Source organism: Burkholderia guangdongensis (genome assembly GCF_013403875.1).
Classification (GTDB): Bacteria; Pseudomonadota; Gammaproteobacteria; order Burkholderiales; family Burkholderiaceae; genus Burkholderia; species Burkholderia guangdongensis.
Genome location: NZ_JACBNX010000025.1, coordinates 34482 through 59527, shown reverse-complemented (window position 1 = coordinate 59527; position 25046 = coordinate 34482). Strand labels below are relative to the sequence as shown.

The following is a 25046-nucleotide window of genomic DNA, read 5'->3' as shown; positions in this document are numbered from 1 at the left end:
GGGAATACGGTAAAATGCGCGTTTTCCCTCCGCCCTTTCCGTGCCCGCGCCCGTCGCGGGCGACGTCATTGCGATGCCCGTTATCGGCCCTCACGTCCTGCGCAACAACCTGTTCGTCGCCCCGATGGCGGGCGTGACGGACCGGCCGTTCCGCCAGCTGTGCAAACGGCTGGGGGCGGGCTATGCGGTGTCCGAGATGGTCGCGTCGAATGCGCAGCTGTGGAAGAGCGAGAAGACGATGCGGCGCGCGAACCACGCGGGCGAGGTCGAGCCGATCGCGGTGCAGATCGCGGGCGCCGACCCGGCGATGATGGCCGAGGCGGCCCGCTACAACGTCGACAACGGCGCGCAGATCATCGACATCAACATGGGCTGCCCGGCGAAAAAGGTCTGCAACGTCGCGGCCGGGTCCGCGCTGCTGCAGAACGAGCCGCTCGTGAAGCAGATCGTCGAGGCCGTCGTCGACGCGGTCGGCATCGGGCCCGACGCGGTGCCCGTCACGCTGAAGATCCGCACCGGCTGGGACCGCGACCACAAGAACGCGGTCACGGTCGCGCGGCTCGCGCAGGCGGCCGGCATCTCGATGCTGACCGTGCACGGCCGCACGCGCGCGGACCTTTACCGCGGCGACGCCGAGTACGACACGATCGCGGCCGTGAAGGCCGCGGTGACGATTCCGGTCGTCGCGAACGGCGACATCACGTCGCCGGAGAAGGCGAAGGCCGTGCTCGACGCAACGGGGGCCGACGCGCTGATGATCGGTCGCGCCGCGCAAGGCCGGCCGTGGCTGTTCCGCGAGATCGATCATTTCCTGCGAACCGGCACGCATCTGCCGCCGCCGCGGATCGACGAGATCCAGCAGGTGATGAACGAGCACCTGGAAGACCACTACGCGTTCTACGGGGAATTCACCGGCGTCCGTACTGCGCGCAAGCACATCGGCTGGTACACTCGCGGCCTTTCCGGCGCAAACGGGTTCCGGCACCGGATGAACACGCTCGATTCCACGCGCGAGCAGCTCGCCGCCGTCAACGCGTTCTTCGACGCGCAGAAGGCACTGTCCGATCGTCTCGTCTACGTCGACGAAGACGACGCACGCGGCCCGGACGAATCGGACGATCCTAACCAATTGGCAGCATGAGCAAGCACAACATCGAACAATGCGTCCGCGACAGCCTGGACGGGTACTTCCGGGATCTGGACGGCTCCAATCCGCACGACGTCTACGACATGGTGATGTCCTGTGTCGAAAAGCCGATGCTCGAGGTGGTGCTCGAACAGGCGGGCGGCAACCAGTCGCTCGCCGCCGAGTACCTCGGCATCAACCGCAACACGCTGCGCAAGAAGCTGCAGCAGCACGGCCTGCTGTAACCGGCCGACACGTCCCCGTTTTCCTGGCTATCGGTGGTTTCAACATGATCAAGCAAGCGCTCATTTCCGTTTCCGACAAAACCGGCATCGTCGACTTCGCGAAGTCGCTGTCCGACCTCGGCGTCAAGCTGCTGTCGACGGGCGGCACCGCGAAACTGCTCGCCGACGCGGGCCTGCCCGTGACCGAGGTCGCCGACTACACCGGCTTCCCGGAGATGCTCGATGGGCGCGTGAAGACGCTGCATCCGAAGGTGCACGGCGGGATCCTCGCGCGCCGCGATCTGCCCGAGCACATGCAGGCGCTCGAGCAGCACGGCATCCCGACGATCGACCTGCTCGTCGTGAACCTGTATCCGTTCGTCGCGACGATCGCGAAGGACGACTGCACGCTCGCCGACGCGATCGAGAACATCGACATCGGCGGCCCGACGATGCTGCGCTCGGCCGCGAAGAACCACCGCGACGTGACCGTGATCGTCGATCCGGCCGACTACGCGGTCGTGCTCGACGAAATGAAGGCGAACGGCAACGCGGTCGGCTACGCGACGAACTTCCGCCTCGCGACGAAGGTGTTCGCGCACACCGCGCAGTACGACGGCGCGATCACGAACTACCTGACGAGCCTGACCGACGAACTGAAGCACCAGTCGCGCAGCGCCTACCCGGCGACGCTGAACCTCGCGTTCGACAAGGTGCAGGATCTGCGCTACGGCGAGAACCCGCACCAGAGCGCCGCGTTCTACCGCGACATCGCGACGCCGGCCGGCGCGCTCGCGAACTATCGCCAGCTGCAGGGCAAGGAGCTGTCGTACAACAACATCGCCGATTCGGACGCCGCGTGGGAATGCGTGAAGACGTTCGACGCGCCCGCATGCGTGATCATCAAGCATGCGAACCCGTGCGGCGTCGCGGTCGGCGCCGATGCGGCCGAAGCATACGCGAAGGCATTCCAGACCGACCCGACGTCGGCATTCGGCGGGATCATCGCGTTCAACCGCGAAGTGGACGAGGCGGCCGCGCAAGCGGTTGCGAAGCAGTTCGTCGAAGTGCTGATCGCGCCGTCGTTCTCCGACGCCGCGAAGCAGGTGTTCGCGGCGAAGCAGAACGTGCGCCTGCTCGAGATCGCGCTGGGCGACGGCCATAACGCGTTCGACCTGAAGCGCGTCGGCGGCGGCCTGCTCGTGCAGTCGCTCGATTCGAAGAACGTGCAGCCGCGCGAGCTGCGCGTCGTCACGAAGCGCCACCCGACGCCGAAGGAAATGGACGACCTGCTGTTCGCGTGGCGCGTCGCGAAATACGTGAAGTCGAACGCGATCGTGTTCTGCGGCAACGGGATGACGCTCGGCGTCGGCGCGGGCCAGATGAGCCGCGTCGATTCGGCGCGCATCGCGAGCATCAAGGCGCAGAACGCGGGCCTCACGCTGAACGGCTCGGCGGTCGCGTCGGACGCGTTCTTCCCGTTCCGCGATGGCCTCGACGTCGTCGTCGCGGCGGGCGCGACCTGCGTGATCCAGCCGGGCGGCTCGATGCGCGACGACGAAGTGATCGCCGCGGCCGACGAGCACAACATCGCGATGGTCGTGACGGGCGTGCGCCACTTCCGTCACTGATCGCGCGCGGCGCGCACTGCGGCCGCACCGGAACCCGGCGGGTCGTGCCGAGCGGCACCCGCCGGGTTTTTTATCGCCCGGCGGCGCCGATCGGGCGTCCCGCCATTCGTTGTAGTATCGCTGCATCACGCACTTCCCTCCTCTCATGCGAATTCTCGGCATCGATCCCGGCCTGCGCGTCACGGGCTTCGGCGTCATCGACGTCAGCGGTCACCAGCTCGCGTACGTCGCGAGCGGCGTGATCCGGACGCCGACCGCCGACCTGCCGACCCGGCTCGGCACGATCTACGACGGCGTGTCGACGCTGATCCGCGAGCACACGCCCGATCAGGCCGCGATCGAAAAAGTGTTCGTCAACGTGAACCCGCAGTCGACGCTGCTGCTCGGCCAGGCGCGCGGCGCCGCGATCTGCGGGCTCGTGTCGGGCGGGCTGCCGGTCGCCGAGTACACGGCGCTGCAGCTCAAGCAGGCGGTCGTCGGCTACGGCCGCGCGACGAAGGAGCAGATGCAGCACATGGTCACGCGGCTGCTGAACCTGTCCGGCCTGCCCGGCACTGACGCCGCCGACGCGCTCGGCATGGCGATCTGCCATGCGCACGGCGGCAACACGCTCGACACGCTCGGCGGCCTCGCACCCGCGCTCGCGAAAAAAGGCATCCGCATGCGGCGCGGCCGGCTTATCGGCTGATTGCCGCTCAGTGCGGCCGACTGCAGTCGATCGCGGCTCGCTACTTTGCGTCGCGCGTGCGCTACACTCGCGCTTTTCCCCTCGTGTCGCCCCTCCCATGATCGGTCGCATCGCCGGCATCCTCGTCGAAAAGAACCCGCCCCACCTCCTCGTCGACTGCAACGGCGTCGGCTACGAAATCGACGTGCCGATGAGCACGTTCTACAACCTGCCGCAGACGGGCGAGCGGGTCGTGCTGCTCACGCAGCTGATCGTCCGCGAGGACGCGCACCTGCTGTACGGCTTCCTGACGCCGCAGGAGCGCTCGACGTTCCGCGAACTGCTGAAAATCAGCGGCATCGGCGCGCGGATGGCGCTCGCGGTGCTGTCCGGCATGAGCGTGCCGGAGCTGTCGCAGGCGGTCACGATGCAGGACACCGCGCGCCTGACCCGCCTGCCCGGCATCGGCAAGAAGACGGCCGAGCGCCTGCTGCTCGAGCTGAAGGGCAAGCTCGGCGCGGATCTCGGCACGCTCGCGAGCGCCGCGTCGCCGTCCGACCACGCGACCGACATCCTCAACGCGCTGCTCGCGCTCGGCTACTCGGAGAAGGAGGCGCTCGCCGCGATCAAGAACGTGCCGGCCGGCACCGGCGTATCCGACGGGATCAAGCTCGCGCTGAAGGCGCTGTCGAAGGCTTGACGACCCAAGGCCCGGCGCCAGGCGCCCGGGCCCCGGCTTTCGACGCAGTGTCGCGCGCTCCGGCGCGCGGCGCCAGTCGGCCGTTCGGCCAGGTTTGCCCGGCGGCCGTGCGCGGTACAATGCCCGCATGATTGAAACCGAAAAACTCGCCACCGAGCGGATCATCGCCGCCACGCCTTCGTCGTCGCACGAGGAGGTGTTCGAACGCGCGCTGCGGCCGCGCCAGCTCGACGAATACGTCGGCCAGGAAAAGGTGCGCGGCCAGCTCGAAATCTTCATCGAAGCCGCGAAGCGCCGCTCCGAGGCGCTCGACCACGTGCTGCTGTTCGGCCCGCCCGGCCTCGGCAAGACGACGCTCGCACACATCATCGCGCGCGAAATGGGTGTGAACCTGAGGCAGACGTCGGGCCCGGTGCTCGAGCGCGCGGGCGACCTCGCCGCGCTGCTGACGAACCTCGAGGCGAACGACGTGCTGTTCATCGACGAGATCCACCGGCTGTCGCCGGTCGTCGAGGAAATCCTGTATCCGGCGCTCGAGGATTACCAGATCGACATCATGATCGGCGAAGGGCCGGCCGCGCGCAGCGTGAAGCTCGACCTCCAGCCGTTCACGCTCGTCGGCGCGACGACGCGCGCGGGCATGCTGACGAACCCGCTGCGCGACCGGTTCGGGATCGTCGCGCGGCTCGAGTTCTACGATGCCGCGCAGCTCGCGCGCATCGTGCAGCGCTCGGCGTCGCTGCTGAACGCGCATATCGATCCGAGCGGCGCGCTCGAGATCGCGAAGCGCTCGCGCGGCACGCCGCGAATCGCGAACCGGCTGCTGCGCCGCGTGCGCGACTTCGCGGAAGTGAAGGCCGACGGCAACATCACGGCCGAGGTCGCCGACGCCGCGCTCGCGATGCTCGACGTCGATCCGGTCGGCTTCGACCTGATGGACCGCAAGCTGCTCGAGGCGATCCTGCACAAGTTCGACGGCGGGCCGGTCGGCATCGACAACCTCGCCGCGGCGATCGGCGAGGAGCGCGACACGATCGAGGACGTGCTCGAGCCGTACCTGATCCAGCAGGGTTTCCTGCAGCGCACGCCGCGCGGACGCGTCGCGACGCTGCTCACCTATCGGCACTTCGGCCTCGCCGCACCGGATGCGGCGAGCCCCGTGCGCGGCCTGTGGGATGCGCCCGACGGCCGATAGCGGCCGCGGATACACAATACGCGCAGCACACGCCATGACGACGCCGCACAGCTCCCACCCCGTCGGCACAGCTTCAGGCTCGCGCTGGATCGAGCGGATCCGCAAGAAACTGGCGGCCGGCGTCACGCATCTGACGACGGGCAGCGGCGGCCCGTCGCTCGACTACTCGTCGCCGCCCGGCGATCCCGGCCTGTTCGGCCCCGACGCGGTCTGCTGGCGCGTGCACGCGGATTTCACCGCGATGATGACGGGCGGCATCGCGGCGCTGCTGCTGCAGGCACTCCATCCGCTCGCGCTCGCGGGCGTCTGGGATCATTCGACGTTCCGCACCGACATCCTCGGCCGTCTGCGCCGCACCGCGACGTTCATTTCCGGCACCACGTTCGGCAGCCGCGCCGACGCACTCGCGCTGATCGAGCGCGTGAAGGCGATCCATTCGCGGATCGCCGGCACCGCGCCCGACGGGCGGCCGTATCGCGCCGACGATCCGGCGCTGCTGACGTGGGTGCACGTCGCGGAGGTGTCGAGCTTTCTCGCCGCGCATCTGCGCTACGTGAATCCCTCGCTGCCGGGCGAACTCCAGGATCGCTACTACGCGGAAACCGCGCGCGTCGCGCAGATGCTCGGCGCCCGCGACGTGCCGTGCTCGCGCGCGGAAGTCGACGCGTATCTGGCGCGCATGCAGCCGGAGCTGGAAGCGAGCCCGCGCACGTTCGAGGTGATGCGGATTCTGCTCGACGTGCCGGTGCCGAAGCCGGCAATGCGGCCCGCGGCCGCGCTGATCATGCAGGCGGGTGTCGATCTGCTGCCGCCGTGGGCGCAACAGATGCTCGGGGTGTCGGCGTTCGCGCCGGTGCGCCGCGCACTGGTACGGCCCAGCGTGCGTGCCGTCGCGCCGGTGCTGCGCTGGGCGCTCGTCAACGGCGTATCGAAGCGCGCGCGCCGTCGCGCGGCGGCGCCGCGCGAGCCGCAAACGAATACGAGCACGGACACGGGCACAAGCACGGACACACGCACGGAAACCGGCAAGCGCAACGCGTGACCGTCCGCCGTGGCTACAGCACCCTGCCGTAGCCGTCGTCGTCGCTGCCATCGGCCAGGTGCGCGACGTCGGCCCAGCTCACGACCTGCGCATGGCCGTCGACGTAATCGACGACGTTGATGCTCGTGTTCAGCAACTGATAGTGACGCGGCTCGGCGAGCGCGAGGCCGTTCGCGAAGCGGTACACGCAATCGAGCACGCCGCCGTGCGCGACGCACGCGATCCGCCCGCCCGGATGCGCGGCGACGATCGGCTCGATCGCATGCAGCACGCGGTGATAGAACGCGCGCTGCGACTCGCCGCCGTCGGGCTCGAAGCCCGGATCGCGCGTCTGCCAGGCCGCATACGCATCCGGAAAGCGCGCTTCGATCTCGGTGCTGTCGTGCCCCTGGAACACGCCGTACGAACGCTCGCGCAGCCCCGCGTTCAGCACGAGCGGCAGGCCGAGCGCGGTCGCGCTCGGCTGCGCGGTCTGCTGCGCGCGTTGCAGGTCGCTGGAATAGATCGCGTCGATCCGCGCGCCGTCCCGCGCGTCGCGCGCGAGGCGCTCGGCGAGCCGCTGCGCCTGCGCGAGCCCGGTCTCGGCAAGCGGAATGTCGATGTGCCCCTGGATGCGCTTGATGCGGTTCCAGGCGGTCTCGCCGTGGCGGATGAAAAGAATCTGCGTGGTGGCCATGCGGCTCCGTCGGAAATGGATCAGGGCCGCACTTGCAGCCAGAACGTCACAGGGCCGTCGTTGACGAGCGACACCTGCATGTCGGCGCCGAACTCGCCCGTCTCGACGATCGGATGACGCGCGCGCGCCGACGCGACGAAATAGTCGAACAGCCGCTTGCCGTCTTCCGGCGGCGCCGCCGGCGTGAAGCTCGGACGCAACCCGCTGTTCGTATCGGCCGCAAGCGTGAACTGCGACACGAGCAACAGCCCGCCCGCGCGCCCGTCGCCGTCGATGTTCGACACCGGCAGGTTCATCTTGCCGGCCGCGTCGCTGAACACGCGATAGCCGAGCAGCTTCGCGAGCAGCTTGTCGGCGGCGGCCTCGTCGTCGCCGCGCTCCGCGCAGACGAGCGCGAGCAGCCCCGCGCCGATCTCGCCCGTCACGCGATCGTCGACGCGCACGTCCGCGCGCCGCACGCGCTGGATCAGCGCGATCATGCGGTCAGCGTGACGCGCGCGAAGCGGCGCTTGCCGACCTGCACGACATACTCGCCCGCTTCGATCTTCAGGCCCTTGTCGGAAATCGTCGCGCCATCGATCTTCACGCCGCTCTGCTCGATGTTGCGCAGCGCCTCGCTCGTCGACGGCACGAGGCCCGCCTGCTTCAACAGCTGGCCGATCGCGAGCGGCGCGCCGGCGATCGTCACCGACGGAATGTCGTCGGGCACGCCGCCCTTCGCGCGATGGTTGAAATCCTCGAGCGCGCGCTCGGCGTCGGCCTGCGAGTGGAAGCGCGCGACGATCTCCTGCGCGAGCAGCACCTTGAAGTCGCGCGGATTGCGGCCTTCCTTCGCTTCGCGGATGAAACCGGCGATCTCGTCCATCGGCCGGAACGACAGCAGCTCGAAGTAACGCCACATCAGCACGTCGGAAATGCTCATCAGCTTGCCGAACATGTCGTTCGGCTTTTCGCTGATGCCGACGTAGTTGCCCTTCGACTTCGACATCTTCTCGACGCCGTCGAGCCCTTCGAGCAGCGGCATCGTCAGGATGCACTGCTGCTCCTGCCCGTACTGTTTCTGCAGCTCGCGCCCGACGAGCAGGTTGAACTTCTGGTCGGTGCCGCCGAGCTCGAGGTCCGCGTTCAGCGCGACCGAGTCGTAGCCCTGCATCAGCGGATACAGGAATTCGTGGATCGAGATCGGCACGCCGCCCTGAAAGCGCTTCGTGAAGTCCTCGCGCTCCAGAATGCGCGCGACCGTGTAGCGCGACGCGAGCTTGATCATCCCGTCCGCGCCGAGCGGCATCGACCATTCGCTGTTGTAGCGGATCTCGGTCTTCGCGCGGTCGAGCACGAGCGCAGCCTGCTCGAAGTAGGTCTTCGCGTTCGACTCGATCTGCTCGCGCGTGAGCGGCGGACGCGTCGCGTTGCGGCCCGACGGATCGCCGATCAGCGACGTGAAGTCGCCGATCAGGAAAATCACGTTATGCCCCAGATCCTGAAGCTGGCGCATCTTGTTCAGCACGACCGTGTGGCCGATGTGGATGTCGGGCGCGGTCGGATCGAGGCCGAGCTTGATGCGAAGCGGCGTGTTCGTCGCCGCGCTCTTCGCGAGCTTCTGCGCGAACTCTTCCTCGATCAGCAGCTCGTCGACGCCGCGCTTCGTGACGGCGAGCGCATGCCGGACTTCGTCAGTGATCGGAAACATGGGCTTGGAGGGTTGATCGGTGCTCATCGGTGCCAGGAGGAATGTCGCAAAAACCGTGATTTTCCCATAACTTGCGCGCGAGCCGCTTAACTGCGGCCGCTATTGCGCGGATAATCGGGCGCAGCGCGCGGCATCGGCCCGCGCGGGACGATTCGAGGGGGAGCGAGTGCCGCAATCACGTCAGCCATCCGGCGATCCGGCCGATGGCGTCTACTTCGGGCTGATGTCGGGAACGAGCATGGACGGCGTCGACGGCGTCGCGGTGCGCTTCGAGGCCGGCAAGCCGCCGGTGGTACTCGCCGAGGCGTTCGTCGGCTTCGCGCAGACGCTGCGCGACGTGCTGGCCGGGCTTCAGCAGCCGGGCCACGACGAGATCGAACGCGAAGCGCTCGCGGGCAACGCGCTCGCGACGCGCTACGCGGTCTGCTGCCATGAACTGCAGCGCTCGGCGGGGCTCGCGCCGGACCGGGTGCGCGCGATCGGCGTGCATGGGCAGACGGTGCGCCACCGGCCGGAACGCGGCTATACGTGGCAGATCAACAATCCGGCGCTGCTCGCGGAGCTCGCGCAGATCGACGTGATCGCCGATTTCCGCAGCCGCGACGTCGCCGCGGGCGGCCAGGGCGCGCCGCTCGTGCCGGCGTTTCACGCGACCGTGTTCGGCGCGCCGGGCGAGACGCGCGTCGTCTGCAATCTCGGCGGCATCAGCAACATCACGATCCTGCCCGGCAACGGCGGCAACGACGGCGACGTGCGCGGTTTCGACTGCGGCCCGGCGAACGCGCTGATCGACGCATGGGCGCACCGCCATCTCGGCAAGCCGTACGACGACGGCGGCAAGTTCGCGGCGCGCGGGAGCGTGCACGCACCGCTGCTCGACGTGCTGCTCGACGAGCCGTACTTCGCGGCGCCGCCGCCGAAAAGCACGGGCCGCGACCTGTTCAACGAGGCGTGGCTCGACGCGAAGCTCAGCGGGTTCGCCCAGCTCGCGCCGGAGGACGTGCAGGCGACGCTGACCGCGCTCACCGCGGTGTCGATCGCGCGCGAGATCGCGCGGCATGCGCCGGACTGCTCGGCGGTGTACGCGTGCGGCGGTGGCGCGCGCAATCCGGCGCTGCTGCGCGCGCTCGCGAGCGCGCTCGCGGATCACGGGGTGCGCGCGGACGTCGCGACGACGCAGGCGCTCGGCGTGCCCCCGCAACAGGTCGAGGCGCTCGCGTTCGCGTGGCTCGCTTACCGCTTCACCGCGCGCGCGCCGGGCAATCTCGCGTCGGTCACCGGCGCGGCCGGCGGCCGCGTGCTCGGCGCGCTGTACCCGCGCTGAGCGGGGCGAGCCAGACGCCCTCTTTCACGCAAGCGGGCATAAAAAACGGGGCACTACCATGCCCCGTTTTTTTCGATACCCAGGCCGCGTCAGACCGAGAACGACGAACCGCACCCGCAGGTCGTGGTCGCGTTCGGGTTCTTGATCACGAATTGCGCGCCGTTCAGATCGTCCTTGTAGTCGATCTCGGCACCGACCAGATACTGATAGCTCATCGAGTCGATCAGCAGCATCACGCCGTGCTTGTCCATCACGGTGTCGTCTTCGTTGACTTCCTCGTCGAACGTGAAGCCATACTGGAAGCCCGAGCAGCCGCCGCCTTGCACGAACACGCGCAGCTTCAGGTCCGGGTTGCCTTCTTCGTCGATCAGTTGCTTGACCTTGTCGGCAGCCGCGTCGGTGAAGACGAACGGGGCCGGCATCTCGGTCGTTGCTGGGGATTCGGTAACAGCGTTCATGCGAACTCTCCAAAAAGCTTTAGCCGCTATTGTAGGGCTGAACGGAAGATCGTGCCGAAGCCCATGAAATCAATAGGTTCTTGCCGGCTTCCGCCCGCCGCGCGGGTAAAAAAAAACCGCCAGCACGAAAACTGGCGGTTTTTTCGGCGGGCGCCGCCGCGAAAGCGGCGCGGCCACGAAGCGGAATTAACGCTTCGAGAACTGCTTGGCGCGGCGTGCCTTACGCAGACCGACCTTCTTACGCTCGACTTCACGGGCGTCACGCGTGACGAAGCCCGCGCTCGACAGCGACGGCTTCAGCGTCGCGTCGTAGTCGATCAGCGCGCGGGTGATGCCGTGACGCACTGCGCCGGCCTGACCCGTTTCGCCGCCGCCCGTCACGTTCACCTTGATGTCGAACGTCTGGCCGTGGTTCGTGAGTTCCAGCGGCTGACGCACGATCATCAGCGACGTTTCGCGCGAGAAGTAGTCGGCGATGGGCTTGCCGTTGACGATGATGTCGCCCTTGCCAGCCTTGATGAAGACACGTGCGACTGCGCTCTTGCGGCGGCCCGTACCGTAGTTCCAGTTACCGATCATGTGGGTCCCCTTAGATCTCGAGCGCCTTCGGCTGTTGAGCCGAATGCGGATGCGTCGCTTCTGCGTAGACCTTCAGCTTCTTGATCATCGCGTAGCCGAGCGGGCCCTTCGGCAGCATGCCCTTGACCGCCTTCTCGAGCGCGCGGCCCGGGAAGCGTTCCTGCATCTTGCCGAACGTCGTTTCATAGATACCGCCCGGGTAGCCCGAGTGACGGTAGTACTTCTTGTCCAGCGTCTTGTTGCCCGTGACCTTCAACTTGCTCGCGTTGATGATGATGATGAAATCACCAGTGTCGACGTGCGGGGTGAACTCAGGCTTGTGCTTGCCGCGCAGACGGCGTGCCACTTCGCTGGCAACACGGCCGAGAACCTTATCCGTCGCGTCAATCACGTACCATTCGCGCGTCACCTCATGGGCTTTTGCGGAAAACGTCTTCATGATCGATCCAAAAAAAATGCTTTGCCCGATGTGTTCTTCCTGCTTGTCTGATGTGCGCTTCGAGGCGCGGTGCAGGCTCTCCCTGTTCTTTTTCCGTGGGCATGAAGGCGGAAAACCCTGAATTATAAAGGAAAAGATACGCACCGGTCAAAGAAAATGCGCAACCGGCGGGCGCGAGCGGCGCGACATTTGCATCGGACGAAAAAAAACCCGAACGCATCGCTCGGGTTTAATCCACCAAAGGAGGAGGGTGGAGGAGACATTCGGAGGTTGCCGCAGCGCGACATCCAATGAGTCGCATTATACGAACGGTCCGCCGACAACACAAGAAAATTTGCATTGCGAAATCTCACACCATAATGCGAAATATTATAGCGAGCCCTCAATAACTCAATTTCTCCTTGAAAATCAATCAGATGAAGTGCGATCGACACCTGTTTTTTGCCCTCACCCTAGAGTAAAACCCCTAAAATCGTCGAGGATTTCCGCCGATCGCGGCACGGCCGGGTCCGTCGGTCCGTCATTCGTCGCCGGGCATCGTGCGACGCACCAGCCAAATGCTGCGTTGCGGGATACAATGCCCTATCGTCATCGAACCAGGCAACGCTGGAGCGCAAGCATGGAATGCAAAGTTAGCTGGATGGGTCAGGACGGCATGGCGTTTTCCGCGCAGACCGGAAGCGGCCACCTCGTCACGATGGACGGCGCCCCCGAAGGCGGCGGCCACAACCTCGCACCGCGTCCGATGGAAATGGTGCTCGCCGGCACCGGCGGCTGCACCGCATACGACGTCGTGCTGATCCTGAAGAAGAGCCGCCAGGAGGTCACCGGCTGCTCCGTCACGCTGCAGGCCGAGCGCGCGAGCGAGGATCCGAAGGTCTTCACGAAGGTCCACTTCCACTTCACCGTCACCGGCCGGAACCTGAACCCGTCGACCGTCGAGCGCGCGATCAACCTGTCGCACGACAAGTACTGCTCCGCGTCGATCATGATCGCGAAGACCGCCGAGCTCACGCATTCGTTCGAGATCGTCCCCGCGTAAACGGACGGCCGCCCGGCCGTTTCTCCGCTTCCCCCCGCGGTTTCCCCGTTTCCGACGGACAAAAAAACAGGGCCGGCGCCCGTGAGGACGCCGGCCCTGTTGCATTCGAACGGCAAAGCAGGCCGATAAGCCGGATTTTGTGCACGCCGCCCGCCCGAAGGCGCACGGCGCGTGGCAGCCATTCCTCTAGGCGCGCCATTGCTGACGCGCTCAAGCTTCCTACCCGCAGACGAGACGGGGGCCCCGTCCTGCATCCGAAGATGCGCGCCTGCCTACTTGGAATTGCTCCGGGTGGAGGTTACCGTGCCGGCGAACGTCGCCGTCGCCGCGGTGCGCTCTTACCGCACCGTTTCACCCTTACCTGATCCCGGCTTGCGCCGGGCCATCGGCGGTTTGCTTTCTGTTGCCCTGTTCCGCGTGTCGCCACGGATGGCCGTTAGCCATCACCCTGCCCTGCGGAGTCCGGACTTTCCTCGCCCCCGCGCGCCCGAAGGCCCGCGAGGCCGCGACTGCCTGGCCTGCTTTGCGAGCCGGATTCTATCACCACGCGCCGCGCGCTACAGCGTCCGCGCGCGGCGGCCGCCGCGGAATACCGCGGGATCGTCGTAGAACGCCGGCGCCGCGTTCGCCGCGCACCATCCGGGTACGCCGAGCACCGGCAGCGGCGCGAAGTCGCGGCTCGTCAGATCGCGCGCGGCGAGCGCCTGCGCGACGTGCGCGTCGACGTGCGCGGCCCGGCGCGCGGCCGGCCAGTCGAAATAGTCGGCCGGCACGTCGACGATCCACGCATGCGCGGTGCACGCCTTGTACGGCGCGACGAGCTTCTCGAGCAGCGCGTGGCCGACGAGCCGCGCCTCGCAGCGCACGCCCCATCCGTCGCGCGCGGCGACGAACAGCGCCGGCCAGTCGAAGTCGCGCAGCGCGTCAGCGAGCGCCGGGGCCGAGGTCACGAACAGCGCGGCGTTCTCGTCGAACAGCGTCAGCGCGTCGCGCAGCGTGCCGCGCACCGGCCCGACGCCGCCAGCCGCGTCGATCGCGGCCGCCTGCCGTGCGTTCAGCGCCGCCTTGATCCGCGGATACGCGAACCAGACGAGCGCGTTGAAGAAATCATGCAGATTGTGACGGGTCGGCACGCCGCCCGTCTCGGCGATGTGGGTCTCGTACGCGACGCCCGCCGGCAGCGCGGCCTGCGGCACGAAACGCAGCGGCCGCCCGCGGCCGTTGACGAGCGGTGCCGCGCCCGCGATGCCCGTGGTGCCCGTGGTGCCCGTCGTGTCCGCAGCGCTCATTGCGCCCATTGCGCGCGTCGCATCGTCGAGCGCGGCGAGCCACTCCGCCTCGCCCGCCTGAGCGGCCGCCTGCCAGATCCGGCCACGCTCGGCGAAGCCGGCGAGCCACGGCGCATGCCAGTCGATCGACGCAAACGCCGCCGCGCCGGCCCCGGCCGCGCGCGACGGCGCAGCGCTCACGCGAGCTTCCAGCCGATCGCTTCGCCGCCGCGCAGCGGCACGACCGGCGTGTCGCCCGCGAAAATCTCGGCCGGCAGCGTCCACGATTCGCGGCGCAGCGTGACCGTCTCGGCACTGCGCGGCAGGCGGTAGAAATCCGGACCGTGGAAGCTCGCGAAACCTTCGAGCTTGTCGAGCGCGCCAGCCTGGTCGAACGCTTCCGCATACAGCTCGAGCGCGTGCAGCGCCGTGTAGCAGCCCGCGCAGCCGCACGCGGTCTCCTTCGCGTCGCGTGCGTGCGGCGCGCTGTCGGTGCCGAGGAAGAAGCGCGGATTGCCCGACGTCGCCGCCGCGACGAGCGCGACGCGGTGCGTCTCGCGCTTCAGCACCGGCAGGCAGTAGTAATGCGGCCGAATCCCGCCGACGAAGAGCGCATTGCGGTTGTACAGCAGGTGATGCGCGGTGATCGTCGCGCCGAGCAGCCCCGGCGCCGCATCGGCGTCGCGCACGTAGTCGGCCGCATCCTTCGTCGTGATGTGCTCGAACACGACCTTCAGCCCGGGGAAATCGCGGCGCAGCGGCGTCATCACGCGGTCGATGAACACCTTCTCGCGGTCGAACAGGTCGATCGACGCGTCCGTCACCTCGCCGTGCACGAGCAGCGGCATGCCGACTTCCTGCATCGTCTCGAGCGTCTTCGCACAATTCGCGAGATCGGTCACGCCGGCGTCCGAGTTCGTCGTCGCACCCGCCGGATACAGCTTCACGCCGTGCACGAAGCCGCTTTCGCGTGCGCGGCGGATCTCGTCGGGCGGCGTGTTGTCGGTCAGGTACAGCGTCATCAGCGGCTCGAACGTCATCCCGGCCGGCAGCGCGGCCAGGATCCGCTCGCGGTACGCGCGCGCATGCTCGGTCGTCGTGACCGGCGGCTTCAGGTTCGGCATGATGATCGCGCGGCCGAACTGGCGCGCGGTGTGCGGCAGCACGGCGGCCAGCATCGCGCCGTCGCGCACGTGCAGGTGCCAGTCGTCGGGGCGGGCGAGCTTCAGCGTCGCCGGGGAGGAAGCGTTCGAGGCAGTCATAGGAAGAAGGCGTCGTGAGGGTCCGGGGAGCCCGGCGAAAAGTCCGCCGAAAAACCCGCCGGCGCCGGTGCGGCGCCAGTGACGGCAAACCGCAACACGAGGCCGCCGGTCGGCGGATTCCGCTTTTTGCCGCTCTGGGCTCGGTGATATGCTAGAAGCGCTCATTGTACCGGGTTCGCCCGGTCGATCACGTCCGATTCCCGCTAGCCAGCCGCCCAGCAATATGTGCCAACTCCTCGGAATGAACTGCGCCGCGCCGACGGACGTCACGTTCTCGTTCACCGGCTTCGCGGCCCGGGGCGGACTCACCGATCACCACGCCGACGGCTGGGGCATCGCGTTCTTCGAGGACAAGGCGTGCCGCCTGTTCATCGACCATCAGGCGTCCGCCACGTCGCCGATCGCCGAGATGGTCAAGCGCTACCCGATCAAGTCGAAGAACACGATCGCGCACATCCGCAAGGCGACGCAGGGCCGCATCCTGCTCGAGAACAGTCACCCGTTCATGCGCGAGCTGTGGGGCCGGCACTGGATCTTCGCGCACAACGGCGACCTGCACGGCTACGCGCCCGATATGGAAGAAAGCGTCTATCAACCGGTCGGCACGACCGACAGCGAGACCGCGTTCTGCGCGCTGATGCAGGGGCTGCGCGAAACGTTCCCGCGCGCGCAGCCGCCGCTGCCCGAGCTGTTCGAGCGCGTCGGCGAGCTCACGCGCGGGATCACCGAGCACGGCGTGTTCAACTTCCTGATGTCGAACGGCCAGGCGCTGTTCGCGCACTGCTCGACGCGCCTGCACTATCTGGTGCGCCGCTGGCCGTTCTCGACCGCCCATCTGATCGACGAGGACCTGTCGATCGACTTCGCGAAATACACGACGCCCGAGGATCGCGTCGCGGTGATCGCGACGCAGCCGCTGACCGACAACGAAACGTGGACCGCGTTCGAGCCGGGCGAGTTGATCATGTTCCAGTGCGGCGACGTCGTCGCGAAGATGCATATCCCGGTGCCGGCCGCGGTGCTCGAGAAGCTGCGCAATCCGGCGCTGGACGCGTCGGCGTCCGCGCCGGTGCGGCCGCTGCCCGAGGATCAGGCGGACATCAGCGAGGACGCGTTCGATTACTGATTCGAACGCGCGCTCAGTGCAGGATCTTCGCGAGAAACTCCTTCGCGCGGTCCGACTTCGGATTCGCGAAGAAGTCTTCCTTGCGGTCGTCCTCGACGATCGCGCCGTGGTCCATGAAGATCACCCGGTTCGCGACCTTCTTCGCGAACCCCATCTCGTGCGTGACGACCATCATCGTCATCCCTTCCTGCGCGAGCTCGACCATCACGTCGAGCACCTCGTTGATCATCTCGGGATCGAGCGCGGACGTCGGTTCGTCGAACAGCATCGCGATCGGGTCCATCGACAACGCGCGCGCGATCGCGACGCGCTGTTGCTGGCCGCCCGACAGTTGCCCCGGAAACTTGTCCGCGTGCGCGCTCAGCCCGACGCGCTCGAGCAGCTTCCGCCCCTTGTCGACCGCTTCGTCCTTGCCGCGGCCGAGCACCTTGATCTGCGCGAGCGTCAGGTTCTCGGTGATCGACAGATGCGGGAACAGCTCGAAATGCTGGAACACCATGCCGACCTTCGAGCGCAGCTTCGACAGATTGGTCTTTTTATCGCCGACCGATTCACCGTTCACGAGGATCTCGCCCTCCTGAAACGGCTCGAGGCCGTTGACGGTCTTGATCAGCGTCGACTTGCCGGAGCCCGACGGCCCGCAGACGACCACCACCTCGCCCTTGCTCACTTCGGTCGTGCAGTTCGCGAGCACCTGGAACTGCCCATACCACTTCGAAACGTTCTTGATCGAGATCATCGTGTGCCCTTATTCCTGAGACCCGCGGCGCGCGCGCCGGAAATACTACCCCACTCGGGCAAGTGGATGCTCGCATTCGCCGCGCCCAAATGCGAGCGGGCGGCATCGGATCCGATGCCGCCCGCCGGAACTCCCGGACGCGACCGGGTCGGTCGCGCCGTCGTTCACCGATCTATCGATCAGAAACGCCCGATCAGGGGTAGAGACCGCGCATTTCGCGCGCCATCAGGATGCGTTTGCACGCGACGATGAACGCGGCGGTACGCACCGACACCTTGTGCTCTTCCGCGATCGCCCACACGCCGGCGAACGCTTCGCGCATCACGCGCTCGAGGCGGTGGTTGATTTCGTCCTCGGTCCAGAAGAAGCTCGAGAAATCCTGCACCCACTCGAAGTACGAGACGGTCACGCCGCCCGCGTTCGCGATCACGTCCGGAATCACGAGCACGCCCTTGTCGGTCAGGATGTCGTCCGCGGCGGTCGTCGTCGGGCCGTTCGCGCCTTCGACGACGATCTTCGTGCGAATCCTGCCTGCATTCTTCTCGGTGATCTGGTTTTCCAGCGCGGCCGGAATCAGGATCTCGGTCTCGACCGTCCAGAACTCGTCGTTCGGCATCGGCTCGGCGCCCGCGAAGCCCGCGACGCCGCCCGTTTGAGCAACGTGGTCGAGCAGCTTCACCGAGTCGAGGCCCGCCGGCTGATAGATCGTGCCGGTGTGATCCTGCACCGCGATGATCTTCGCGCCCGCTTCCTGGAACAGCTTCGCCGCGATCCCGCCGACGTTGCCGAAGCCCTGCACCGCGATGCGCGCGCCGTGAATCTCGACGCCCTTCTTCTTCGCCGCCTCGCAGCCGACGACGAACACGCCGCGGCCGGTCGCTTCCTTGCGGCCGAGCGAGCCGCCGAGCGAGATCGGCTTGCCGGTCACGACGCCGGTCGCCGTCTGGCCCTGGTTCATCGAGTACGTGTCCATCATCCACGCCATCACCTGTTCGTTGGTGTTGACGTCCGGCGCCGGAATGTCGGTGTTCGGGCCGATGATGATGCCGATCTCGCTCGTGTAGCGGCGCGTGACGCGCTCGAGCTCGCCGCGCGACAGCTTGCGCGGATCGACGCGGATGCCGCCCTTCGCACCGCCGTACGGCACGTTCACGGCCGCGTTCTTCACCGACATCCACGCGGACAGCGCCATCACTTCCGACAGCGTCACGTCCTGGTGATAGCGCACGCCGCCCTTGCCCGGACCGCGCGACACGTTGTGCTGCACGCGATAGCCCTCGAAGTGCGCGACGGTGCCGTTGTCGAGCTCGATCGGCACGTCGACGATCAGGATGCGCTTCGGACGCTTCAGCGTTTCGAGCCAGCGCGACAGCGTGCCGAGATACGGCGCGACGCGATCGACTTGCTGAAGGTAGTTACCCCAAGGGCCGAGATCGTCGGCGTGCAGGTAGGACGGGATGGACTGCGGTTGCGAAGACATGGATTCTCCAACGGTCAGCGAATGACGCACATTGTCGAAAAAGCGCTCGTCCAAATCCAATGCCGTTTGCTTATTCGATTATGCGTTTTTTGCATGATCGTGATTTTGCGCAAAAACACGGGGAATTTTTACAAGAACGATCGTTCATTTGCGCGTGTTGGCTGACGCGCTGGCTGACGCGTTGCCGACCTCAGGCCGGCCGCGCGTCACCGCTCAGTTGTCACCGCTCAGTTCGTTGCGCACCGCTTCCCACAGCGTGCGCAGCAACGACTGCCGCGGCTCGTCGCCCTGCAGCGCGACCTTGTCGCAGTAGAGCCGGATGTCCATCGTCAGCGTGAACGGATGCGCGCCGCCGCGCGCCGCGCGGTCGAGCCGGATCAGCTCGCCGTCCGCGACCGCGTCCTCGACCGCGCTGTGCGGCAGGAACGCGACGCCGTGGCCGGCGAGCGTCATCGCCTTCAGCCCTTCGGCCATGTCGGTCTCATAGACCTTGTCGAGAAAGAGCCGCGTCGGCGCGTTCGCGATGATCACCTCGGTCATCCGGCCGAGATACGCGTTCGGCGTGTACGACAGATACGGCACAGGCGCGTCGGCCGCGCCCGGCAGCGTGTAGCGCGCGCGGCCCGCGCGCGCGGGCGCCGAGAACGGGCTGATCGGCTCGCTGCCGAGCGTCAGCATGTCGTAGCGCGCCGGGTCGAGCGCGACCGGGTAGCTCGGATGGTGATAACCCATCACGAGATCGCAGCCGCCCTCGACGAGCGCCAGCACGGCGTCGTGCACGTTCAGCGCGCGCAATCGCGTGTGTACCGGCCCCATTTTCGCCTCGATCCGCTGCAGCCAGCGCGGGAAATAGGTCAGCGACAGCGTGTGCGGCACCGCGAACTCGATCGTCGGCACCGGCGCGCCAACGTGCCCGCGCAGCAGCGTGCGCGCCTCGTGCGCCTGCGACAGCATCGCGAGCGCCTGCTCGTAGAAGATCTGGCCGGCCTGCGTGAGCCGCGTCGGATAGACCGAACGATCGATCAGCTCGGTCGCAAGCCACGCCTCGAGCGCCTGGATCCGGCGCGAGAACGCGGGCTGCGACACGTGCCGCAACTCGGCCGAGCGGCTAAAGCTGCGCGTCTCCGCGAGCGAGACGAAATCTTCGAGCCATTTCAGTTCCATGCGGGCGGTGGCGGCAGCGGCGGCGGCGACGGTCGGGGAGAAGCCCGTATTTTACGGCGCGCCCGTTGTTGGCGCGCCCCCCCGGCGCATCGAGCCGGACGCTTGCGCGCCGATGGTAAAATGCCGGGTTCTCCTCCTCCACGCCCGAACCGGCCGCAAGCCCGCCCGATCATGTCCGACACCCGTCCCGATACGCTTTTCGCCCTCACCGCGCTCTCGCCGCTCGACGGTCGCTACGCCAGCAAGACCGAAGCACTGCGCGACTGGCTCTCCGAAGCCGCCTTCATGCGCCACCGCGTCACCGTCGAGGTGCACTGGCTGATCGCGCTGTCGCGCGCCGGCTTCGCCGAAGTGCCGCGCTTTACCGACGCCGCCGAGCAGTTCCTGCTCGATCTGGTCGCGCGCTTCACGCCGCACGACGCCGCGCGCATCAAGGACATCGAGCGCGTGACGAACCACGACGTGAAAGCCGTCGAATACTGGCTGAAGGAATCGGTGAAGGGCCAGGCCGAGCTCGAGAAGGCGAGCGAGTTCATCCACTTCGCGTGCACGTCGGAAGACATCAACAACACGTCGCACGGGATGATGCTCGCCGGCGCGCGCGAGCACGTGATCCTGCCCGCGCTGCGCACGGTCCATCAGCGCCTCGTCGCGCTCGCGCACGCGCTTGCCGACCAGCCGATGCTGTCGCGCACGCACGGCCAGCCGGCCAGCCCGACGACGCTCGGCAAGGAAATCGCGAACGTCGCCGCGCGTCTCGCGCGTGCGATCGTCCGCATCGAGAAGGTCGAGATCCTCGGCAAGATGAACGGCGCGGTCGGCAACTTCAACGCGCATCTGTCCGCGTATCCGGAGTTCGACTGGGAAGCATTCTCGCGCGACGTGATCGAGAGCCGCCTGAAGCTCACGTTCAACCCGTACACGATCCAGATCGAGCCGCACGACTACATGGCCGAGCTGTTCGACGCGGTCGCGCGCGCGAACACGATCCTGCTCGACCTCGATCGCGACGTGTGGGGCTACATCTCGCTCGGCTACTTCAAGCAGCGGACGAAGGCCGGCGAGATCGGCTCGTCGACGATGCCGCACAAGGTGAACCCGATCGACTTCGAGAACTCGGAAGGCAACCTCGGGCTCGCGAACGCGACGCTGCGCCACCTCGCGGACAAGCTGCCGGTGTCGCGCTGGCAGCGCGACCTGACCGACTCGACGGTGCTGCGCAACATCGGCGTCGCGTTCGGCTACTCGCTGCTCGCGTACGACGCGCTGATCCGCGGCCTCGACAAGCTCGAAGTGAATCCGCAGCGCCTGAACGACGACCTCGACAACTGCTGGGAAGTGCTCGCCGAGCCGGTGCAGACCGTGATGCGCCGCTACGGGATCGAGAATCCGTACGAGCAGCTGAAGGAGCTCACGCGCGGCAAGGGCATCACGCGCGACGCGCTGCAGCAGTTCATCGGCACGCTCGCGATCCCGCAGGACGCGAAGGAGCGCCTGCTCGCGATGACGCCCGCGTCGTACATCGGCAAGGCCGTCGAGCTCGCGAAGCGGATCGCTTAACGGGCCAACGCACTCCGTATGCCCGCTTCGGCGGGCGCCGCCGCACAGCGAAAACGCCCGATGCATCGCTGCATCGGGCGTTTTGCGCTTCTGTCGCCGAACTTCGGCTCAGCCCGCTCAGCCCGCGAGACCGAGCGTCCGCACGACGTGCTCGACGATCTGCTCGGGCGTCAGCTCGATGCCGACCACGATCGCTTCGTCCGGGCCCGGCTCCTCGAGCGTGTCGAGCTGGCTGCGCAGCAGCGACGGATCGAAGAAGTGATCCTTGCGCGTGTTCAGCCGATCACGCAGCATCTCGAACGAGCCTTTCAGATAGACGAATCGCACGTCCGTGTCGGTGCCGCGCAGCACGTCGCGGTACGAGCGCTTCAGCGACGAGCACGTGAAGACCGCGGTCTCCCCCGCGCGCTGCTTCTCCTCGATCGCCGCGCGGATCGTCCCGAGCCACGGCCAGCGATCGTCGTCGGTCAACGGGATCCCGTGGTGCATCTTCTCCTTGTTGGCGACGCTGTGAAACGCGTCGCCGTCGGTATAAGTGCAGCCGAGACGCGCCGCGAGCATCTCGCCGATCAGCGACTTGCCCGCGCCCGACACGCCCATTGCGATCAGGATCATCTGCAACCTCTCATTAGACGACGGTGCTCAGCAGCAGCGTGAACACCAGGCCGAGCACCGAAATCAGCGTTTCGAGCAGCGACCAGGTCTTGAACGTCTGGCCGACCGTCATCCCGAAGTATTCCTTGATCAGCCAGAAGCCGCCGTCGTTCACGTGCGAGAAGATCAGCGAGCCCGAGCCCGTCGCGAGCACGAGCAGCTCCGGCCTCACCGTCGCACCGGACGCGATCGCGATCGGCGCGACGATCCCGCACGCGGTCGTCATCGCGACCGTCGCGGAGCCCGTCGCGAGACGAATCAGCGCCGCGACGAACCAGCCGAGCAGCAGCGGCGACAGGTGCGCATGCATCGCGGTCGTCACGAGCTGCGTCGAGATGCCGCTGTCACGCAGGATACCGCCGAAGCCGCCGCCCGCGCCGACGATCAGCGTGATCCCGGCGATCGGTGCGAGACAGTCGCCGCAGAATTTCTGGATCTGCGCGCGGTTGAAGCCCTGCCGCGCGCCGAACGTCCAGAAGCTGACGAGCACCGCGACGAGCAGCGCGACGTCGGTGTTGCCGAAGAAGCGCAGCAGGTCGTTCGGCAGCGTCTTCGGCTTGAACACGAGGTCGGCCCAGCTGCCGACGAGCATCAGCACGACGGGCAGCAGGATCGTGAACAGCGTGACCGCGAAGCTCGGCAGCTCGCGCTTGCGGCCTTCGACCACGCCCGTTTCGACGAATTGCGCGGCGAGCGGGTTGTACTCGGGCAGCTTCACGGTCTTGTGGATCGCGAGCGCGAACAGCGGGCCGGCGATCAGCGCGATCGGCACGCCGATCATGAGGCCGAACGCGATGGTCTTGCCGATGTCGGCGTGGTACGCCTGCACCGCGAGCAGCGCGGCCGGGTGCGGCGGGATCAGCCCGTGCACGACCGACAGGCCGGCGACCATCGGCAGGCCGACGAGCAGCAGCGACTTGCCGGTGCGCTGCGCGACGTTGAACGCGATTGGAATCAGCAGCACGAAGCCGACTTCGAAGAACACCGGCAGACCGACGATGATCGCGACGAACATCATCGCCCAGTGGATGTTCTTCTCGCCGAACCAGGCGATCAGCGTGGTCGCGATGCGCTCGGCGCCGCCCGATTCCGCCATCATCTTGCCGAGCATCGTGCCGAGGCCGACGACGACCGCGATGTGGCCGAGTGTGCCGCCGTTACCGGCTTCGAACGACTTGACGATCTTGTCCATCGGCATGCCGGCGACGAGGCCCAGGCCGAGCGACACGATGATGAGGACGAGGAAAGGATAGATCCTGTATCGGGCGATCATGACGATCAGCGCCACGATTGCGATCAGGGCATAGACGAGCAGCATGCTGCCTTGAGTCCCCATGTGGTACTCCTCCTTGGGATTTATTCGAGTCGGGCGACTGACGCGATTATGCCCGGGTGCGATGCGCTCCGGAACGGGTGACAGGCCCCCGCCGCCGGGACGCTGAATTGTACTTATCTTTATTCGGCGCGGATAGAACCGGTTCCATGATCACAAACCCGTAGGAAATGATACCTACGTGGAAACCCAGGGGCGCATCGCCATGCGAGACGCGGCTCGCGCCGCTCGACGGCCGCCCGGCAATCCAGACGTCATACGACGATACGTCAGACGAAATAACGCCCTCGCTTGACCCACATCAAGTGAACGGTGGCGTCTTGTCAAATAGACTCGCCGCACATTTCAATAAAATTGCGGGCCAATCATGAGACTTACCTTCAAATTTTCAGAGGCGTGAACAAATTCGAGTGGTTTGCTCTATACGCCAAGGATCGGAAAATCGATGACGAACTGTTCTGCGATCAAGTCAGGCGCGGAAAATTCAGATTGCATCCCAAGGGACCTTTGGGCGTCAGTGAAGGATGCATTACGCTTGAGCACCGACATGATTTCCTGATGCTGCGCAGCGCAATCCTGAGCGCACCGAAATTTCGCATTCCCGGAACCTCGTATGACGCATACGGCATGGTGATCGTCTCATGAAGCCACTCCCCCGGCTCCTGCTCGGACTGCTCTGCATCTACCTGATCGCCAACGCGCTGACGCTGCTCTGGACCGCACACCACGAAGTCTTCCCGACGTTCCCGCAAGCATGGGCAGATCGCCTCGCGACGTTGTATCGCGCCCGCCATGCGGAAGATGTCGCGAACCTCGAAGGGCTGGTCGGCTTCGCGTTGTTCACGCCGGTCGCCACCGCGATTTATCTGGGCATTCGATGGGCAATCGCGAAGATCCGGCATCGGCGTCGACGCTGATCTCCCGTGCGCAATCGCTAAAAACAAAGCGGCCCGCATCGAGCGGGCCGCCTGGCTACCACCGTCACACGGCCGCTTCAATCGGCCGCGCGCATCGAATCACACCACTCAGCGCGGCAACTGGCTCGCGATCTGCGCGAGACGCGTGATCTCCGCCCAGTCCTCGCCGGCGACAGCCGCCTTCGGCGTCAGCCACGAGCCGCCGACGCAGACCACGTTCGGCAGCTTCAGGAAGTTCGGCGCGGTCTCCGCGGTGATCCCGCCCGTCGGACAGAAACGCAGGTTCGGGAACGGGCCGTGGAACGCCTGCAGCATCGGCACGCCGCCCGCCTGCTGCGCCGGGAAGAACTTGACGATCTCGTAGCCGAACTCGATCGCCTGGATCAGGTCGCTCGGCGTCATCACGCCGGGCAACAGCGGCAGGCCCGCGTCGAGCGCCGCGACGTGCAGCTCCTTCGTCAGCCCCGGCGACACGCCGAACTGCGCGCCCGCCTTCTTCGCCTGCGCGCAGTGCTCCGGCCTCGTGATCGTGCCGACGCCGACGACGATGTCGTCCGCGAGCCGGCTCGCGCGCTCGATCGCCGCGAGCCCCGCCTCGGTGCGCAGCGTGATCTCCAGCACCTTCACGCCGCCCGCGTGCAGTGCGCGCGACACGTGCTCGCCCTGCTCGGCCGAGTCGAATGCGAGCACCGGGATCACCGGGCCCAGCTTGACGATTTCGTCGATCGTTTTCATCGATACCACTCCTTG

Annotated in this window: 28 protein-coding genes and 1 other RNA gene; 13 read left to right on the top strand and 16 right to left on the bottom strand. The window is 66.8% G+C overall.

Annotated features, from left to right (window positions below):
* Positions 1–73: 73 nt before the first annotated feature.
* The 7 genes from dusB (at position 74) to HZI36_RS22355 (ending at position 6585) form a co-directional block, all read left to right on the top strand.
* Entirely contained in the window at positions 74–1141 is a 1068-nt protein-coding gene (gene dusB / locus HZI36_RS22385) for a tRNA dihydrouridine synthase DusB (RefSeq protein ID WP_179404860.1), read from the top strand.
* On the top strand, positions 1138–1371 hold the full coding sequence (locus HZI36_RS22380) for a Fis family transcriptional regulator (protein WP_042623876.1): 234 nt from the start codon (positions 1138–1140) through the stop codon (positions 1369–1371). The genes dusB and HZI36_RS22380 overlap by 4 nt, the downstream gene beginning before the upstream one ends.
* A gap of 44 nt (positions 1372–1415) precedes the next feature.
* Positions 1416–2981 (top strand): bifunctional phosphoribosylaminoimidazolecarboxamide formyltransferase/IMP cyclohydrolase, encoded by a 1566-nt coding sequence (gene purH / locus HZI36_RS22375; protein WP_179404859.1) that lies wholly within the window; start codon positions 1416–1418, stop codon positions 2979–2981.
* Between the two features lie 145 nt (positions 2982–3126).
* Positions 3127–3669: a crossover junction endodeoxyribonuclease RuvC gene (ruvC, locus tag HZI36_RS22370; protein WP_179404858.1), complete on the top strand. Its 543-nt coding sequence runs from the start codon at positions 3127–3129 to the stop codon at positions 3667–3669.
* Positions 3670–3766: 97 nt separating this feature from the next.
* Positions 3767–4348: a Holliday junction branch migration protein RuvA gene (ruvA, locus tag HZI36_RS22365; RefSeq protein WP_179404857.1), complete on the top strand. Its 582-nt coding sequence runs from the start codon at positions 3767–3769 to the stop codon at positions 4346–4348.
* Between the two features lie 127 nt (positions 4349–4475).
* Complete coding sequence (ruvB, locus tag HZI36_RS22360; RefSeq protein WP_179404856.1) at positions 4476–5543, top strand: Holliday junction branch migration DNA helicase RuvB; 1068 nt, start codon at positions 4476–4478, stop codon at positions 5541–5543.
* Positions 5544–5577: 34 nt separating this feature from the next.
* The gene (locus tag HZI36_RS22355) at positions 5578–6585 is read left to right on the top strand and encodes an oxygenase MpaB family protein (protein WP_179404855.1); all 1008 of its coding nucleotides are present in this window, start codon (positions 5578–5580) and stop codon (positions 6583–6585) included.
* A gap of 13 nt (positions 6586–6598) precedes the next feature.
* Here HZI36_RS22355 and HZI36_RS22350 read toward each other — a convergent pair whose 3' ends face one another.
* The 3 genes from HZI36_RS22350 to tyrS are packed head-to-tail and all read right to left on the bottom strand — an operon-like array spanning position 6599 to position 8978.
* Positions 6599–7261 carry a histidine phosphatase family protein gene (locus tag HZI36_RS22350; protein ID WP_179404854.1) on the bottom strand — a complete coding sequence of 221 codons (663 nt, stop codon included), beginning with the start codon at positions 7259–7261 and terminating at the stop codon, positions 6599–6601.
* Positions 7262–7281: 20 nt separating this feature from the next.
* On the bottom strand, positions 7282–7740 hold the full coding sequence (dtd, locus tag HZI36_RS22345; protein WP_179404853.1) for a D-aminoacyl-tRNA deacylase: 459 nt from the start codon (positions 7738–7740) through the stop codon (positions 7282–7284).
* Entirely contained in the window at positions 7737–8978 is a 1242-nt protein-coding gene (gene tyrS / locus HZI36_RS22340; RefSeq protein ID WP_179404852.1) for a tyrosine--tRNA ligase, read from the bottom strand. Before tyrS ends, dtd begins: the two co-directional genes overlap by 4 nt.
* Positions 8979–9117: 139 nt before the next feature.
* Between tyrS and HZI36_RS22335 the strand changes: the two genes are divergently transcribed.
* Positions 9118–10275, top strand: coding sequence for an anhydro-N-acetylmuramic acid kinase (locus HZI36_RS22335; RefSeq protein WP_179404851.1), 1158 nt, complete (start codon positions 9118–9120; stop codon positions 10273–10275).
* 89 nt (positions 10276–10364) lie between these two features.
* Here the strand turns inward: HZI36_RS22335 and erpA are convergent, their stop codons facing one another.
* The 4 genes from erpA to HZI36_RS22315 form a co-directional block, all read right to left on the bottom strand.
* Positions 10365–10733, bottom strand: a complete 369-nt coding sequence (erpA, locus tag HZI36_RS22330; protein ID WP_179404850.1) for an iron-sulfur cluster insertion protein ErpA — start codon at positions 10731–10733, stop codon at positions 10365–10367.
* A gap of 186 nt (positions 10734–10919) precedes the next feature.
* The gene (rpsI, locus tag HZI36_RS22325) at positions 10920–11312 is read right to left on the bottom strand and encodes a 30S ribosomal protein S9 (protein ID WP_017333375.1); all 393 of its coding nucleotides are present in this window, start codon (positions 11310–11312) and stop codon (positions 10920–10922) included.
* Positions 11313–11322: 10 nt separating this feature from the next.
* Positions 11323–11751, bottom strand: a complete 429-nt coding sequence (gene rplM, locus HZI36_RS22320; protein WP_009687896.1) for a 50S ribosomal protein L13 — start codon at positions 11749–11751, stop codon at positions 11323–11325.
* Positions 11723–11971: a hypothetical protein gene (locus tag HZI36_RS22315; RefSeq protein ID WP_179404849.1), complete on the bottom strand. Its 249-nt coding sequence runs from the start codon at positions 11969–11971 to the stop codon at positions 11723–11725. Before HZI36_RS22315 ends, rplM begins: the two co-directional genes overlap by 29 nt.
* 399 nt (positions 11972–12370) lie before the next feature.
* Between HZI36_RS22315 and HZI36_RS22310 the strand changes: the two genes are divergently transcribed.
* Complete coding sequence (locus tag HZI36_RS22310; protein WP_179404848.1) at positions 12371–12793, top strand: OsmC family protein; 423 nt, start codon at positions 12371–12373, stop codon at positions 12791–12793.
* A gap of 110 nt (positions 12794–12903) precedes the next feature.
* On the opposite strand, the gene rnpB is transcribed toward HZI36_RS22310, so the two are convergent.
* The 3 genes from rnpB to pyrC form a co-directional block, all read right to left on the bottom strand.
* An RNA gene (rnpB, locus tag HZI36_RS22305) (RNase P RNA component class A) lies at positions 12904–13318 on the bottom strand.
* Between the two features lie 32 nt (positions 13319–13350).
* The gene (locus tag HZI36_RS22300; protein ID WP_179404847.1) at positions 13351–14262 is read right to left on the bottom strand and encodes a DUF3025 domain-containing protein; all 912 of its coding nucleotides are present in this window, start codon (positions 14260–14262) and stop codon (positions 13351–13353) included.
* The gene (gene pyrC, locus HZI36_RS22295; RefSeq protein ID WP_179404846.1) at positions 14259–15323 is read right to left on the bottom strand and encodes a dihydroorotase; all 1065 of its coding nucleotides are present in this window, start codon (positions 15321–15323) and stop codon (positions 14259–14261) included. The genes HZI36_RS22300 and pyrC overlap by 4 nt, the downstream gene beginning before the upstream one ends.
* Positions 15324–15546: 223 nt before the next feature.
* Here pyrC and HZI36_RS22290 point away from each other — a divergent pair, with 223 nt between their 5' ends.
* Entirely contained in the window at positions 15547–16449 is a 903-nt protein-coding gene (locus HZI36_RS22290) for a class II glutamine amidotransferase (protein WP_179404845.1), read from the top strand.
* 13 nt (positions 16450–16462) lie between these two features.
* Here HZI36_RS22290 and HZI36_RS22285 read toward each other — a convergent pair whose 3' ends face one another.
* The 3 genes from HZI36_RS22285 to HZI36_RS22275 all read right to left on the bottom strand — a co-directional run bounded on the left by HZI36_RS22285 (position 16463) and on the right by HZI36_RS22275 (position 19832).
* Positions 16463–17188: an amino acid ABC transporter ATP-binding protein gene (locus HZI36_RS22285; RefSeq protein WP_179404844.1), complete on the bottom strand. Its 726-nt coding sequence runs from the start codon at positions 17186–17188 to the stop codon at positions 16463–16465.
* A gap of 193 nt (positions 17189–17381) precedes the next feature.
* Entirely contained in the window at positions 17382–18668 is a 1287-nt protein-coding gene (locus tag HZI36_RS22280; RefSeq protein WP_179404843.1) for a Glu/Leu/Phe/Val family dehydrogenase, read from the bottom strand.
* Positions 18669–18881: 213 nt separating this feature from the next.
* Positions 18882–19832 carry a LysR substrate-binding domain-containing protein gene (locus tag HZI36_RS22275; RefSeq protein WP_179404842.1) on the bottom strand — a complete coding sequence of 317 codons (951 nt, stop codon included), beginning with the start codon at positions 19830–19832 and terminating at the stop codon, positions 18882–18884.
* Positions 19833–20003: 171 nt separating this feature from the next.
* Here HZI36_RS22275 and purB point away from each other — a divergent pair, with 171 nt between their 5' ends.
* A complete protein-coding gene (gene purB / locus HZI36_RS22270) occupies positions 20004–21392 on the top strand; it encodes an adenylosuccinate lyase (RefSeq protein WP_179404841.1) in 1389 nt (462 codons plus the stop codon).
* Between the two features lie 117 nt (positions 21393–21509).
* Here the strand turns inward: purB and HZI36_RS22265 are convergent, their stop codons facing one another.
* Positions 21510–22007 carry a gluconokinase gene (locus HZI36_RS22265; RefSeq protein ID WP_179404840.1) on the bottom strand — a complete coding sequence of 166 codons (498 nt, stop codon included), beginning with the start codon at positions 22005–22007 and terminating at the stop codon, positions 21510–21512.
* 13 nt (positions 22008–22020) lie between these two features.
* Positions 22021–23364, bottom strand: coding sequence for a GntT/GntP/DsdX family permease (locus HZI36_RS22260; RefSeq protein WP_425485285.1), 1344 nt, complete (start codon positions 23362–23364; stop codon positions 22021–22023).
* 411 nt (positions 23365–23775) lie between these two features.
* Here HZI36_RS22260 and HZI36_RS22255 point away from each other — a divergent pair, with 411 nt between their 5' ends.
* Positions 23776–24024 (top strand): tlde1 domain-containing protein, encoded by a 249-nt coding sequence (locus tag HZI36_RS22255; protein ID WP_179404838.1) that lies wholly within the window; start codon positions 23776–23778, stop codon positions 24022–24024.
* The gene (locus HZI36_RS22250; protein WP_179404837.1) at positions 24021–24296 is read left to right on the top strand and encodes a hypothetical protein; all 276 of its coding nucleotides are present in this window, start codon (positions 24021–24023) and stop codon (positions 24294–24296) included. The genes HZI36_RS22255 and HZI36_RS22250 overlap by 4 nt, the downstream gene beginning before the upstream one ends.
* A 108-nt stretch (positions 24297–24404) precedes the next feature.
* Here HZI36_RS22250 and eda read toward each other — a convergent pair whose 3' ends face one another.
* Positions 24405–25031: a bifunctional 4-hydroxy-2-oxoglutarate aldolase/2-dehydro-3-deoxy-phosphogluconate aldolase gene (eda, locus tag HZI36_RS22245; RefSeq protein WP_179404836.1), complete on the bottom strand. Its 627-nt coding sequence runs from the start codon at positions 25029–25031 to the stop codon at positions 24405–24407.
* Positions 25032–25046 lie beyond the last annotated feature (15 nt).